Below are 12,425 nucleotides of genomic sequence, written 5' to 3'. Positions count from 1 at the left end.
TTGGCGTGCACGATCTCTCCGAGGTGCCGGACGCCTGTGGTGACGAACTGAAATCCTGGATGCCGTTTTCGGCAGTGGAGCCGCTTCTCGGCAGTCTTCTCGATGTGAGCCGAAGCACTGGGGCAAAGCTTCGGATCACCAGCGACGATGCCTTCCGCTCCGATATCGATCTGCTCGCCCCCTGGCTCATCCGACACGGAGTTGACGGTATCTTCTTCGTGCCGACCAGCGTCCTCGGCCAGCCCGGCCGCTTGGCGCCCTCCGATCTCCGCGCTCTCGCCGCCCTCGGCATGGAGATAGGCGTTCATGGCGCCCGTCACATCGATTGGACGTCGATACCCGAGCGGGAATTTCTCGATGACGTTAGCGAAGGGCGCAATGTGATCGAGGACATTATCGGCCGGCCGGTCGACATCGTGGCGCCGCCCTTCGGTCGCTTCAATATTCGCATTCTCGATCGTCTGTTCGCCATGGGCTTTCGGGAGGTGCATACCTGCAGGCCCGGCCTCGCGCTGGTGTCGACGGCGATCAAGCCGCGCAACATGCTAAAATCCGGCAATATCCCGATAGTGCTGGCGGTCGCTGAGCGCCAGGGTGGTTGGTCTGACGTCGCCCGCTGCCGGCTGCGCCACTTGTCGACCCGCTTCAGATCACTCTTCGGTGTGTCATGAAGCAGGCCGTTTTTCTTTCCCTGGTCGATCAGGCATTAAACAGCGCTTTCAGCCTCCTGCTCAACCTCGCGTTCATCGCTTTCGCAACGCCCGACGAGTTCGGCCGCTTCGCTTTCCTGCTGGCTGGTAGCTTCTTCGCCGTCTCCGCGCAGAACGCGCTGATCGTCATGCCGCTCAATTACCTGCTTCCAGGCCGCGAGCCGCCTGAAGCCGATGCGAGCCTGTCGATGCTCACCTCGGCCAATCTGGCGCTGACGTTGCTTGTGCTGCCAGCAAGCCTTGGCCTTGCCGCCATTATCGGCGCCGATCCCCTTCTGTCGCTCGCCACCGCCAGCTATTTCCTGACGGGGATGGTCCGTGAATACGCGCGCAACCTCATGGTCGTGAAGGGCCGCATTCACCGCACGCTTATTTACGACGTGATCGCACTCGGCTCCGCGGCCGTGTTCGCGGTTGTATTCTGGCAGGTGCTGGCGCCGCCGGCGGCCGTCCTCGCAGCCCTGTCCGCCGGTAATTGTCTGTCCTTTGTGGTGTGTCGCTTCGACCTCAAGGCTGATTTTCGCCGACTGCCGGCTCACCTTTCTGCCTACCGGCAAGTCTGGAAGGACACGCGGTGGGCGCTGCAGGGGGCTCTTCAAAACGAGGTCATGGCGCGCAGCCACGTCTTTTTGGTGGAAAGGATGCGCGACGCGGCGGCGCTCGGCATGCTCAACGCCGGGCGGGTTGGCGTTTCGCCGCTGCTGCTTGTCGGCACGGCATGGTGCCGGGTCGCCCGTCCCAGAATGGTGGAGGATCTGAAGCGCGGTGAGATCGGAGCGGTGGTGCGTCTTTTCCGCACCGGAGCGGCGATCGTCGCTGGCGCCGCCATCCTCTACGGGCTGTTTCTCCTGTTAGCCTGGCCCTATATCGACGCCTATGCCTTCCGTGACCGCTACGGCGACATGGCGGGCACTCTTTTCTGCTGGTGGCTCTACGCGCTGGTCGCCGGTCAGACGTCGGTGATGGCAGCTCTGATGGAGGCTCGGCGGAAGTTTCGGGCGCTGGCCTTCGTCGGCTTTGTCGGCGCGGTTGTCGTACCGCTGCTGGTGCTCGCGCTGCTGGCCGCCGGCCTCAGCGCGTCGGCCGCCGTGCTCGGGCTTGCCGGCGTTTCCCTTGTCGAATGCGTGGTTTTTGGAGCGCTGACGCTACGGGACCTCAGATCGTCGGCCGCTAAGGGCCGCGAGAGGAACTTCCTATGAGTGATGCGATCACCTATGGCGCGATCGGAACAGGCTATCGTCGTCGGTTCGCCAGGCTGTTGCCTGCCATTGAGCTCGCCTATTTCATGCTGATCTGGCCGCTGATCTACTCCAGGGACTACGTGCCTGCCGATCTTTCCACCGGCCCGGTGGCAGAGGTGCAGCCGGGTATCCTGAACCGGCTTTTTTTCCCAGGTCTTGCCGTCCTCGCGGTGATCTTGCTGATCGCCGAACGTCATCGGATCGGTCGCTTCCGGCCGTTCGGGGCGTGCCTGTTGTTCGTCTTCTTCGGCTATCTGGCTCTTACCGCGGCCTGGGCGCTCGTCCCTGCCATGACGCTGGCCCGGTTGTCGCTCTACATTCTGCTGATCATTAGCCTCATGCCGGCATTACTGTTGTCCGATCGGTTGGATGATATTCTGAGACCGATGTTCTGGGTGACGGTCGTCGTGATCGCTGTCAACGTCGTCTCGATCGCCATCGTTCCCACAACATCGATCGGTTTCCCTGGTATTTATTCTCACAAGAATACGCTCGGGGCCAACGCTACGATCGCAGGCCTGTTCGCCATCTACGCGCTGACGCGTGCCGACCATCGCGTGCGAGTGGCAGGTTTCCTGTGTTTGCCTGCCATCGTCGGTCTGTTGCTCGTAAGTCAGTCCAAAACCTCCTTGGGCATGCTGCTGCTGGCGCCTTCGGCGGCCGTTCTTGCCGTGTCGGTTCGCCGTCGCCTTAGGATCGCGATGCCGATTTTGATGATTGTCCTCACCATACCCTCGGCCTTCCTGATGAGTGGTGGCGTACCAGGGTTTGACTATCGGGACGTGTCTTTGCTGGTGAGTGGAGATCCCACATTCACCGGGCGCACGGAAATCTGGAAGTTCTCGGCGGCCCACATCGCCGAACGCCCTTGGACCGGTTGGGGTTTCCAGTCTTTCTGGGGCATCGGGCCGGAGTCGCCAGCCGCGCGCATGACCGACACCTTCATCGCGCGGACGCCACACTCCCACAACGGCTATCTCGATCTGGCGCTCGAGGGGGGAATGATCGCGCTGTCTCTGCTGCTCGCGATCGTTCTGATGATCGCCTGGTGGATCGATCGGCTGATCGACCAGGACACCGGCGCCGGTATTCTGATGGCATCATGTCTGCTCTATACGCTATGGCAGAACCTGCTCGAGACCGATTGGCTGCACGGCATGACCACCGCGAACGTTCTTTTGGTGCTGATGATGCTGGCGGCCGTGACAATCCGAAATGGGAGGTCTCTGACATGATCTCCGTTTTGGTCGCCAGCATGGGCCGCCCTTTCCTGTTGTCGACGCTCGAAAGCGTGGCGAAAGCCCGCGTTCCCAAGGGGGAAAGTGTCGAGGTTATCGTTGCCGATGACAGCCCGGACGGCGCGGTGTTGCGGCTTATCGCCGGTCGCGACTTCGGGTTGTCGGTGCGTATCGTGGCTGTCGGCGCAGGGAACGTCTCACTCGCCCGCAATGCCTGTCTCGATGTGGGGGAGGGCGATTGGCTGATCTTCGTCGATGACGACGAAACGGTGGAATCGGACTGGCTCGAGGGCCATCTTTCCGCCGCCCGCGACTTTACCGCCGACGCGGTGTTCGGACCGGTGTTTCCCCGTTATCCGGAGGGGACACCGGCCTGGTTTGTCGCTGCCGATCCGCTGTTCCAGGACTGGAATTGGGACGATGACGGTCGCCGCCATCCACATGGGCGCACCGGCAATACGCTGATCCGTCGAACGGCTCTCGGTGGTCTGCGCTTCGATCCGACCTTCGGCCGATCGGGTGGCGAGGATCACGACTTCTTTCTCCGCTTTGCCGCTGCTGGTGGCCGCATGGTGGTGACCAATCGGGCGCGAGCGCACGAGGATATTCCGCCGACGCGTGCCACGCCGGCCTATGCGTTGCGGCGCGCCGTCCGTGGTGGTCAGATCTATGCCGAGACGCGCCTCAAGGATGATGGCAGGGCCGCAAAGCTGGCCTTTGCCCTCGACGCTGCCACAAAGCTTGCCGTTGGTATGGGGCTCTGGCTGGTGTTCAGGTCGTTCGATCGGCCGCGCGCCTTCCGTTACGGAAAGCGGGCCGCTACCAATTGGGGCAAGCTCAAGGGCGTCGTCGGTTCAAAGCCGATGGCGGCATGGGGATGACCCGCGATGCGCAGTCAGGCGGAGATGCTGTAGAGGGTAGCCACCTGCCGCTGATCCTCCACATCTCCTCGGACTATCTCGATCCCGTCCGCCCCCCACCGATCACCGATGCCGTGGTGCGGGTCGTCGACCGCATGACCGACCATCCCCAGGTCGTCATATCGCTGCAGCGCGTGGTTGATCCGCGGCTGGTCGAATGGCGCGATTTCGGAGATTTTAAAGGGCGGCGCTTGATTGTCTATCGCTATTTCGCGCCCCCTTTTGGCATTGGCATGGCAGCCTGCCAGTTCGTGGTGGCGCGGCGGATCGGCCGGTTCCTCACTGCCGAAGGGTTGCAGCCCGATATTGTGCACTGCCACCGCTTCACCTTCGAGGGGGTTGCCGGATGGTTTCTTGCCCGACGCTTTGGGGCCGCGTTGTTCTGCTCCATGCGCGGCGAGGTGGAGCGCAAGGTATTTCGGTCGAAGCCGACTTATCGGCCGTTGTTCCGCCGAATTGCCCGCGATGCCGCCCGTATCTTTTATGTGTCGGCCTGGTATCGGGAGAGTTTCGAACGCTACACGGGCATTGTTCCTCAGAAGACTGAGTTCCTGCCCAATATCGTCTTCAACGCCGCGCCGACCATCGAGCCGATTGCGCCGAATTCGGTGATCGTGTCGCCCATGTCATTACGGGCAATCGACAAAAAAGGACTGCCTGAGCTGCTGGCCGCCTTTGCGCGTGTTCGCGATCGGCTTCCCGGTATTAGCCTTGAGATAATCGGGGAAGGCCCAGAAGAGGCGGCTGCCCGCGTGCGAAGCCTTATAGCGGCTCATGATCTTGAAGAGCGCGTGCAAATCCGGGATTTCATGCCGCATTTGGCCTTGCTCGACCATCTGCGTGGGGCACTCGCCATGGCATTGCCTTCGCATCAGGAAACCTTCGGCATGGTTTATCCCGAGGCGCTGTTCGCCGGCACACCGATCCTTCACACACTGGGATCGGGCATTGATGGCTATCTCGACGGTCTCGACGTGGGTGTCGGTGTCCGCGCCGGCAATGTGTCCGATATTGCGGCCGGTCTGGTGATGCTGGTGGCTGACAACGCCGCCTACCGTGCGAGGATCGCCGCGGCTTCCGGTATTCTCCACGAGCGCCTCGCCCCGGACCGAACGATGAACCGCTACCGAGCGGCCGTGGCAGAAGCCGCTGAAGCGATCAGGGTTCGCCGGCTCGGACGCGCCGAAGATAGATGAGGAATACCTTCGGACCGTCCACGAGATAGCGGCGCCACAGGCGACGTGGCTCGGACAGCAGGCGGTGCAACCACTCAAGACCGAAACGCTGCCAGCTTTGCGGTGCGCGTGGCAGACTGCCGCTCAGGAAATCGACGGCGGCGCCAACGCAGAGAATGACGCCCCCTTTGTCAGGGCGCGCTGCCCGCACATCGGCCGCAAACAACTCCTGCTTTGGGAACGACAGGCACGAGAGCAGGATCTGCCACTCCGCCTGCGCCGCGGCCAGGACCGCGGCTTGCCATTCCGGCGTATCCCGGACGAGCCTTGCTGGAATATCGATCAGGCTGAAGCGCCAATCGGGGAAGCGGGCGGCCATCGCCTCGGCTTGCGCCGGTGTCGGGCCGGCCATCGCAATGACGAGGTCACGATTGCCAGGCGCCGCCAACACGTCGGCCACTCGGTCGGTGCCGGTGCGTGGCGTCAATTCGAGGTGACTCCAACGACCAAGGCGAGCGAGCACCTTGCTGTCACAGAGGAAAAGATCGGCGGAGCGGTAGACGGCAACGGTCTCCATGGGAAGTTGCTGGTCGAGCGCCACCACGTGATGGACATTCGGGGTCACCAGCACGGTGGTTCGATCCCCGCGCGCCGCGTCAACGATCAGGCGAACGATGTCGTCGATCGACCCGGCACTAATGGGAATGTCGAGGAAACGATGGATTTCGATCATGGCCGTTCTCCATCGCAGAGGTGTTCGGCTAGCCGCACCGCGAAGGCGGCAATGCTGAGCGTTGGATTGCATTGGCCCGATGTGGGGAATACGGCCGAGCTGGCGACATAGAGATTGTCGACGCCGAAGCAACGAAGATTCTCGTCGACGACACCGTCCTCCGGACGGGAAGCCATGCGGGCCGTGCCGATCTGGTGCGTTCCATGGGAGGCCAGCGCCAGGATGGCATCAACCGTCTCTTCTGGGGGCTGACGATACTCAAGGTGGCCAACGCCATTGCGCGACAGCCACCCGGCCAGGTGCTCATGAGCGCGCCACACTGCCTCGGCGTCGGCGCGCGCGAAGCGGTAGTCGATCCGGAGTTTTGGAACACCCAGCCGGTCGAAGTCGTCCGTGAGTGTGACACGGCTGTCGGGCTGAGGGCTCTGTTCGGCGTGATAGGACAAGCCATATCGCCGCGCAGCATTTCGAGCAAAGAAGCCGGGCGTCGGAGGCTTGGCGATGTAGCGCCGATAAAGAAAGCGCGTCAGGCTCAGTACAGTACGTGGCAAGTCACTGACAATGTTGACAATATGCGGCCAGATGGCCAGGTCGTCGGGTATGTGTCTCTTCCGGATCGCCTCGGCGATGACCAGTCTGCCAAGAGGCTTCAGAGCAAAAGCGAAGCACACCATCGACAGGAGGCCACTCTTGTGCCGGGAGTCGGCGACCGGAGGCACCACCGGCCAGAAGGAGACGTTGAGCAGGCGCTGCTCCCGTTGCGCCGCGTCGGACGGGATCAGCCGTCGGCGGGCATAGGAGCCGTATTCGTCAATGTAGAAGTCGTAGGCGGCATCAAAGGCGTCGGTGGAGAAGGTGACGTCAGCCACTTCACCAATGACATGGCCCATGTAATAGCGGCCGAGCGGTCCATCCATGCCACCCAACAAGTCAGGGTGCTTGCGCTGGAGAACCAATAACTGCCGGGTGCTTTCGAGGCCGCCGGCAGCCAACACGACGGTCCCCACTGGCAGGCTACGCCGCGTACCATCGCGGTCGGCCACTGTCAGACTGGTGATGCGGCCGCCTTCGAAGGTCATATCGACGACGGTGGCCCCGAGGCGAACGTCAATCAACGTCGAACGCTCGATCTCCCCGGCATGTGCTTTTTGGAAGGCGGCGACGCGCGAGAAACGTTCGAGGCGCGTGTAGTCGACGGCTTCGTCGCTAATGTCGATACCGGCGATCGGTGCCCGGAATACATTGGCGCCAGCCGTGAGGTAATCGACGGCTCGGTCGTAATAGGGAACGATATCCTCGTAGCGGATAGGCCAATTGGCATCGATAAGGCTGGGGCGCGCCTCGAAATCGATGGGATCAAACGGCTGGCAACGCACCGCCCAAAGATTTGAGGTGCCACCGAGTTGCCGGGCAACGGCGATCGACATGTCATCGTGCAGCGCAGGATTGACGATATCGGCGTCGGATAGGGCCTGCTGCAGCCGGTCAGGATGTACCGAACCGGATTCCAGCACCAATACCCGTTTGCCGCGTTGCGCCGCCTCGAGTGCCAAAACGAGTCCTGCTGGGCCGGACCCGACAACGCAGATGTCGTGTTCGGTGATTGGCGGAGTGGTTAAGGATGCAGAGATCAACGATTTCCCCTTTATTCCTTAGCTATCGGTAGCCGAATGGATGGCTTCAAGGGGTCAATAGGACTCTCTCGGCGAGTTGCGCGGCTGCTTTGTCGAGCGGCTCGGCAGCGAGTTTCACATTATCGGCTAGATGGCTTCCTGAGAACATCGAGGACAGCACCACGCCATCTGGATTGACAGCGAAAGCTCGCCGTATCAGGAGGGTCGCAGCGACCGCTGCCGGTGAACCACTGTAGCCGGCGGCGGTTACCTCGGCGGCCAGCGCGGGATGTTTTTTTAGCTGGCTTATCATTCGATCACGGGCGCCGCCGACGCCGAGCACTGAATGGGTAATGAAGCCAGCCGGGCGGTCGAGCGCATCCCGCAACGCCGGAAGCTGTCGGCCCTCCGGATCGTCGGCGATCTGGAAGAAGGTAAACACCGGCAGCGCAGCTGCTGAAAGAACCGCGTCGAGCGAACCGGCCATCGACACGTGGCGCGCATGGCCCCGCTCCACAATCCGCTCGAGCGCGCGGATGACGTCGTCCCGCTCCAAGTCGGCAGGATTGGGATCATGTAACGCGAAGACGTCGAGGTGGTCGGTACGGAGGCGTTTCAGCGAAGACGCGATGGACGTCTCTAGAAAGTCGCCAGAGAGAGATACGCGCCGGTTGCGTGTCGCCTTGATCGAGCGGAAGCGTCGCGACAGCCCGCGTGCAACTGCCACAACCGGCCGTCCAAGATCATAGGCAAGCCGCATCAGCCCGTTGTTTTTCGGCGGCACGAGGCCGGCCTTCGAGCAGAGGAATAGGCGGTCGCGATGAGCTGCTACGAAGGGAGCCAAGATTTCTTCCGCCCGACCAGCGCCATAGGATGGCGCGACGTCGTACCAGGTGACGCCTGTTTCGAAGGCTGCCTCCAGCATTCGCTGGCCTTGCGCTGGCGAGATACGAGAGCCAAGCGACGCGCAACCCATACCAATCGGCGATGTTCTGATGTCCGTTCCCGGAATGACAACCGTCCGCATCGCCTGAAATCTCCGTTCCGCGCAGATATCGAGATCTGCCGCGCAACGGAACGTGCGGCGGCGTTTCCAGCGCGTCAAGCAGCCTATGGGCTTTTTTTAATTGGCCTTTCCGCCTTGCCTGTTTCGGCATTAGTCTCGGCGATGGTCTTCATGCGGGCACGGAGGGCGATCTTGAGCCGCCAGAGGAGATAGTAAATCCGGCCTGTGAGCGTTTTGGCGAAGAGCGCATCGTAAAGCGCGACTTCCTCACAACCGAAACGTCGCTTGTAGTCCATATCGCCGATTGAAAGATCGAAGCAATCATAACCGGTTGCCCGGAAGTGCTCGATGGTGTCGGCAAATAGCTGGAGCCCTGGCGAATAGAGTTTCCAGGCCCCCAGTTTTGAGGCCGGCAATGTTGCCACGACGTGTCGCGCATCGCAGATGCCGAATAGATAAGCAATTGGTTCGCCGTCGGCTTCAAGCTTGGCGAGCCAGCCTTGGCACGTACCGCCTTCGCCTTTGAGAAGGCCGAGATAAAGATCCGACCAGTCATCCTGCGCGAGGATGTCGGTACGTCCCTTTTCTTCGGTGCTTGCTGCTCTCAGCTCCCTAAAAGCTGCGATGTCGGATTCATCTATCTCTGCGCCCATGGCCAGAGAGAATTTTCGCTGGTGTGCCTGGGCAAGCTTTTGTGTTCGGCGACGAAGATTGGCACGAAAATTAGTATGGCGGGCTGCGACGACATCATCAGTGCTACGACCAGCCAGATCGAGTATCCACGCCGAAAGCCGAAGGCGAGCCGCATTGGGGAGACGAACAAAGGGGTTTGGCCGCTGTCCAAACCGATCGGGCAGTCGGTTGCAATACAGAAGGTCGACGTCCGGGACAGCGGCAAGCACCGCCTTGACCACCCCAGGTAGGTCGTCGGCGGTAAGTGAGGGCGCAAGGATGGGGGCACAATAGTCGATAGGGCGGGCATCGGTATAAAGCCAGCGCAGCCCGTGCCGGCGCAATCGCATCATCGGGAAGAGGGCGACGGGGCGGCCGTCCTGCGACCGCACCAGCGCCACCACCGGTTCGCCGACATGGTTAGCCAAGAGCGCGCGAAAGACGAGGCGCATGAAGCCGTAGCTCTGGAATGGCGTGGCGTTGTCCGGGCCGGCGAGTGCCGACCAGTTGTCTTCGAGATGATCGACGCCGTCGTGGATATCGACGAGCCAGTTACCTTCTGAACGCGCCATTCCCATCTCGGTTCACGCATGAATGGAGTCACTATAGCCATATCCGGCACTATCCGGAATGGGTAATGCTAGCCAGCGCGCGCCGTGTTGACGAAATCGAGCAGCTTGACGATACGGCGCACCGCGTCGAGCCCGCCCGGCTCGGCGGCGATCACCGCCAACAGTTGAGTCCTACCTGCCGGGCGAAGTCGCGCCCGATCACGCCGGTTATTGGTTGCCCGTCGGAGCTGACGGGCGCGAGCCCCGACAGGAACAGAAGGTTTCCGCTGCGCACCGCCGGGGTGGCCGGCCGATCGGCGCTTGTGGCGCCGGCAGGACGATGCCGTGCGCCGCCAGCCTTGCCGAGGCGCTCGCCGTCATTTCAGGTCCGAGAAGGCGGTGGCGACGAACAACTCGGACTTGAGGGCTGTCAACTGGCCCGAGCCGCCCGGCGGCGGCCAGATGCCTTCCTTGCTCGCTTGCGCCCGCGCTTTTTGCCGCTCCTCGATCGTCTTGTAGGGCCAGATGTGCACCATTTTCTGCGGCCCCTCTTCGATCGACCCCATGATGGTGAGCAGCGGCGACATCTCGTGGCGGCGATCGATCACCTTGCTCCACGCCGTCTCGGTCTCGGCAAGCCCGCCGGGTGCCAACGTATAGCTGCGGATCTCGTAGAACGGGCCATAGTTTCCCGGCACCATCGGCTTGGCAAACGACAGCGGTTTGAAGGCGGTGGAGACGATGCCGCCGATATGACGGCCGATGCCGTAGGCGTCGTCGGTGGTCATCAGCCGCGCCCGCTCGGCAACCAGAGCCTCAACGCTGTCGTAGGCCGTCAGGAAGGCGAAGCGGTTGAGCTCGCCGAATTCACACGAGAAAGCGCCGAGCGCGACACCAGTCTTCGAGAATGTTCGATAGGTCTCCGGCAGGATCGGCAGGACGGCGCCGAGGGTGTTGGGAAGGAGCTGCAAGATCGTCAGGTCGTAAAGCATCGGGTGTCCCAGCAGGTGGTGGTCCCGGTCGGCACGGCCACCGGTCGGTGTCCCGCGCGGCGGCTCCGTTGCGAGGCGGAACCGTCGGAATGACGGCTATGCAAACGGGTCTCTGCTTGGTACACCAAAAGAATGCCAAGTGCACGCCATTTCAATGCCGCGCCAAACCGCGATGACCGGCCAGCCAAACGGGCGGAATACAAGGGGTGGAAACATGTTTGATCTCGTGGTCGCCGGACGTCTGGTAACGCCGGCCGGACTCATCGATGCCGGCTGGATCGCCGTGTCCGGCGGCAGCATCGCTGCCATCGGCTGTGGCGAGCGGCCGTCGGCGGCGGACGTGATCGATTATGGCGACGCCTTCGTGCTGCCCGGCATTGTCGATGGCCAGACCCATGCCGGCAGCCAGATCGGCTTTGCCGGTATGGCGCCAACGACGCGGGCGGCGGTCATTGGCGGCGTAACCACCATCGTCGACATGCCCTACGACCATCCGACGCCGGTGACGACCGCTGCCGTCCTCGCCGAAAAGGTAGCAGCGATCGATCGCCTCGCCGTCTGCGATGTTGCGCTCTACGGCACGGTCCCCAGGGAGCCGGACCTAGGCGACGTCCGTGACCTGATGGCCGGCGGCGTCGCCGCGTTCAAGATTTCCAGTTTCGAGGCGCACCCGGACCGCTTTCCCCGCATCGGCAACGCCGCGGCTCTGGTCCTGCTCGATGCGCTGGCGACCAGCGACCTGCCGCTCGGACTGCACAACGAGGACCAGGAGATCGTCGCCGCGACCACCACTCGCTTCAAGGCCGCTGGTCTGGTCGGCCCAGAGTTCCACGCGCCGTCGCGACCGCCGGTCGCCGAGCTGGCCGCCACCGCGACGTTCATGGAGCTTGGCGCTGCCAGTGGTGGCCACGCCCACATCGTCCACATATCACTGGCCGACGGCTTCGAGCTCGTCACCGACTACCGAGTACGCGGGCATCGGGCGACGGCGGAAATGTGCGTCCACTACCTCACCTTCGACGCCGAAGTCGATATGCAGCGCTGGGGCGGCCGGCTGAAGGTCAACCCGCCTATCCGCGCCGGCGAGCGGGAGCGCCTGTGGCAAGTGCTCGAAGACGGCGGTGTCGCCTTCGTGTCGTCCGATCACAGTGCCTGGCCGCTTGCCCGCAAGGATGTGACGTCGATCTTCGACGCCGCTGCCGGCATGCCCGGCCTCGAAACCCTGCTGCCGGCCTTCTTCACCGCGGCGGCAGCCCGCAAGGGTGTCGAGGCCGCGGCAGAGCTTACCGCCGACTATCTCTGCGACCGGCCGGCGCGCTTCTTTGGTCTGTCGCGCAAGGGGCGCCTTGCGCCGGGCTTTGATGCCGATCTGACGGTGCTCAAGCCCGGCGACCACGTGTTCGACGCGTCGACAGCGCCGGAAGGGGCGGGCTGGAGCTGCTATGACGGGGCGACTTTCACCGGCATGCCGACGGCGACCTATGTACGCGGCCGGCGCGTCTGGGACGGCAAACAGGTAGCCGCCGACGCCGTTGGCCATGGCCGCTTCGTGCGGCGAGGCTAACGGCGCGCGC

General features: G+C 62.8%; 11 protein-coding genes. 6 read left to right on the top strand and 5 right to left on the bottom strand.

Features of this window, described 5'->3' with window-relative positions; all coding sequences use genetic code 11:
• The first annotated feature begins 5 nt into the window (after positions 1-5).
• Genes AB6N07_RS22030 through AB6N07_RS22010 form a run of 5 tightly spaced genes read left to right on the top strand, consistent with a single transcriptional unit; the run spans position 6 to position 5,305 of the window.
• On the top strand, positions 6-671 hold the full coding sequence (locus AB6N07_RS22030; RefSeq protein ID WP_370675199.1) for a polysaccharide deacetylase family protein: 666 nt from the start codon (positions 6-8) through the stop codon (positions 669-671).
• Complete coding sequence (locus AB6N07_RS22025) at positions 668-1,909, top strand: lipopolysaccharide biosynthesis protein (RefSeq protein ID WP_370675198.1); 1,242 nt, start codon at positions 668-670, stop codon at positions 1,907-1,909. Before AB6N07_RS22030 ends, AB6N07_RS22025 begins: the two co-directional genes overlap by 4 nt.
• Positions 1,906-3,186 (top strand): O-antigen ligase family protein, encoded by a 1,281-nt coding sequence (locus AB6N07_RS22020; protein ID WP_370675197.1) that lies wholly within the window; start codon positions 1,906-1,908, stop codon positions 3,184-3,186. The genes AB6N07_RS22025 and AB6N07_RS22020 overlap by 4 nt, the downstream gene beginning before the upstream one ends.
• Positions 3,183-4,070 (top strand): glycosyltransferase family 2 protein, encoded by an 888-nt coding sequence (locus AB6N07_RS22015; protein ID WP_370675196.1) that lies wholly within the window; start codon positions 3,183-3,185, stop codon positions 4,068-4,070. The genes AB6N07_RS22020 and AB6N07_RS22015 overlap by 4 nt, the downstream gene beginning before the upstream one ends.
• The gene (locus AB6N07_RS22010; protein ID WP_370675195.1) at positions 4,061-5,305 is read left to right on the top strand and encodes a glycosyltransferase; all 1,245 of its coding nucleotides are present in this window, start codon (positions 4,061-4,063) and stop codon (positions 5,303-5,305) included. Before AB6N07_RS22015 ends, AB6N07_RS22010 begins: the two co-directional genes overlap by 10 nt.
• On the opposite strand, the gene AB6N07_RS22005 is transcribed toward AB6N07_RS22010, so the two are convergent.
• The 5 genes from AB6N07_RS22005 to AB6N07_RS21985 all read right to left on the bottom strand — a co-directional run bounded on the left by AB6N07_RS22005 (position 5,268) and on the right by AB6N07_RS21985 (position 10,851).
• A complete protein-coding gene (locus tag AB6N07_RS22005; RefSeq protein WP_370675194.1) occupies positions 5,268-6,017 on the bottom strand; it encodes a WecB/TagA/CpsF family glycosyltransferase in 750 nt (249 codons plus the stop codon). The two genes, AB6N07_RS22010 and AB6N07_RS22005, sit on opposite strands and share 38 nt — an antisense overlap.
• Positions 6,014-7,651: an FAD-dependent oxidoreductase gene (locus AB6N07_RS22000; RefSeq protein WP_370675193.1), complete on the bottom strand. Its 1,638-nt coding sequence runs from the start codon at positions 7,649-7,651 to the stop codon at positions 6,014-6,016. The genes AB6N07_RS22005 and AB6N07_RS22000 overlap by 4 nt, the downstream gene beginning before the upstream one ends.
• A gap of 46 nt (positions 7,652-7,697) precedes the next feature.
• Entirely contained in the window at positions 7,698-8,657 is a 960-nt protein-coding gene (locus AB6N07_RS21995) for an aldo/keto reductase (RefSeq protein WP_370675192.1), read from the bottom strand.
• Between the two features lie 83 nt (positions 8,658-8,740).
• A complete protein-coding gene (locus AB6N07_RS21990) occupies positions 8,741-9,886 on the bottom strand; it encodes a GNAT family N-acetyltransferase (RefSeq protein ID WP_370675191.1) in 1,146 nt (381 codons plus the stop codon).
• 350 nt (positions 9,887-10,236) lie between these two features.
• A complete protein-coding gene (locus AB6N07_RS21985) occupies positions 10,237-10,851 on the bottom strand; it encodes an NIPSNAP family protein (protein WP_370675190.1) in 615 nt (204 codons plus the stop codon).
• 214 nt (positions 10,852-11,065) lie between these two features.
• Here AB6N07_RS21985 and AB6N07_RS21980 point away from each other — a divergent pair, with 214 nt between their 5' ends.
• Positions 11,066-12,415, top strand: coding sequence for a dihydroorotase family protein (locus tag AB6N07_RS21980; RefSeq protein WP_370675189.1), 1,350 nt, complete (start codon positions 11,066-11,068; stop codon positions 12,413-12,415).
• Positions 12,416-12,425: the final 10 nt, after the last annotated feature.

It is taken from the genome of Pleomorphomonas sp. PLEO (assembly GCF_041320595.1).
Classification (GTDB): domain Bacteria; phylum Pseudomonadota; class Alphaproteobacteria; order Rhizobiales; family Pleomorphomonadaceae; genus Pleomorphomonas.
This window is presented reverse-complemented; position numbering and strand designations above follow the sequence as displayed.

Coding starts and splice junctions, on each gene's coding strand:
- AB6N07_RS21980 (WP_370675189.1), top strand. CDS start 11,066: ATGTTTGATCTCGTGGTCGCCGGACGTCTGGTAACGCCGGCCGGACTC.
- AB6N07_RS22005 (WP_370675194.1), bottom strand. CDS start 6,017: ATGATCGAAATCCATCGTTTCCTCGACATTCCCATTAGTGCCGGGTCG.
- AB6N07_RS21995 (WP_370675192.1), bottom strand. CDS start 8,657: ATGCGGACGGTTGTCATTCCGGGAACGGACATCAGAACATCGCCGATT.
- AB6N07_RS21990 (WP_370675191.1), bottom strand. CDS start 9,886: ATGGGAATGGCGCGTTCAGAAGGTAACTGGCTCGTCGATATCCACGAC.
- AB6N07_RS21985 (WP_370675190.1), bottom strand. CDS start 10,851: ATGCTTTACGACCTGACGATCTTGCAGCTCCTTCCCAACACCCTCGGC.
- AB6N07_RS22015 (WP_370675196.1), top strand. CDS start 3,183: ATGATCTCCGTTTTGGTCGCCAGCATGGGCCGCCCTTTCCTGTTGTCG.
- AB6N07_RS22020 (WP_370675197.1), top strand. CDS start 1,906: ATGAGTGATGCGATCACCTATGGCGCGATCGGAACAGGCTATCGTCGT.
- AB6N07_RS22010 (WP_370675195.1), top strand. CDS start 4,061: ATGGGGATGACCCGCGATGCGCAGTCAGGCGGAGATGCTGTAGAGGGT.
- AB6N07_RS22025 (WP_370675198.1), top strand. CDS start 668: ATGAAGCAGGCCGTTTTTCTTTCCCTGGTCGATCAGGCATTAAACAGC.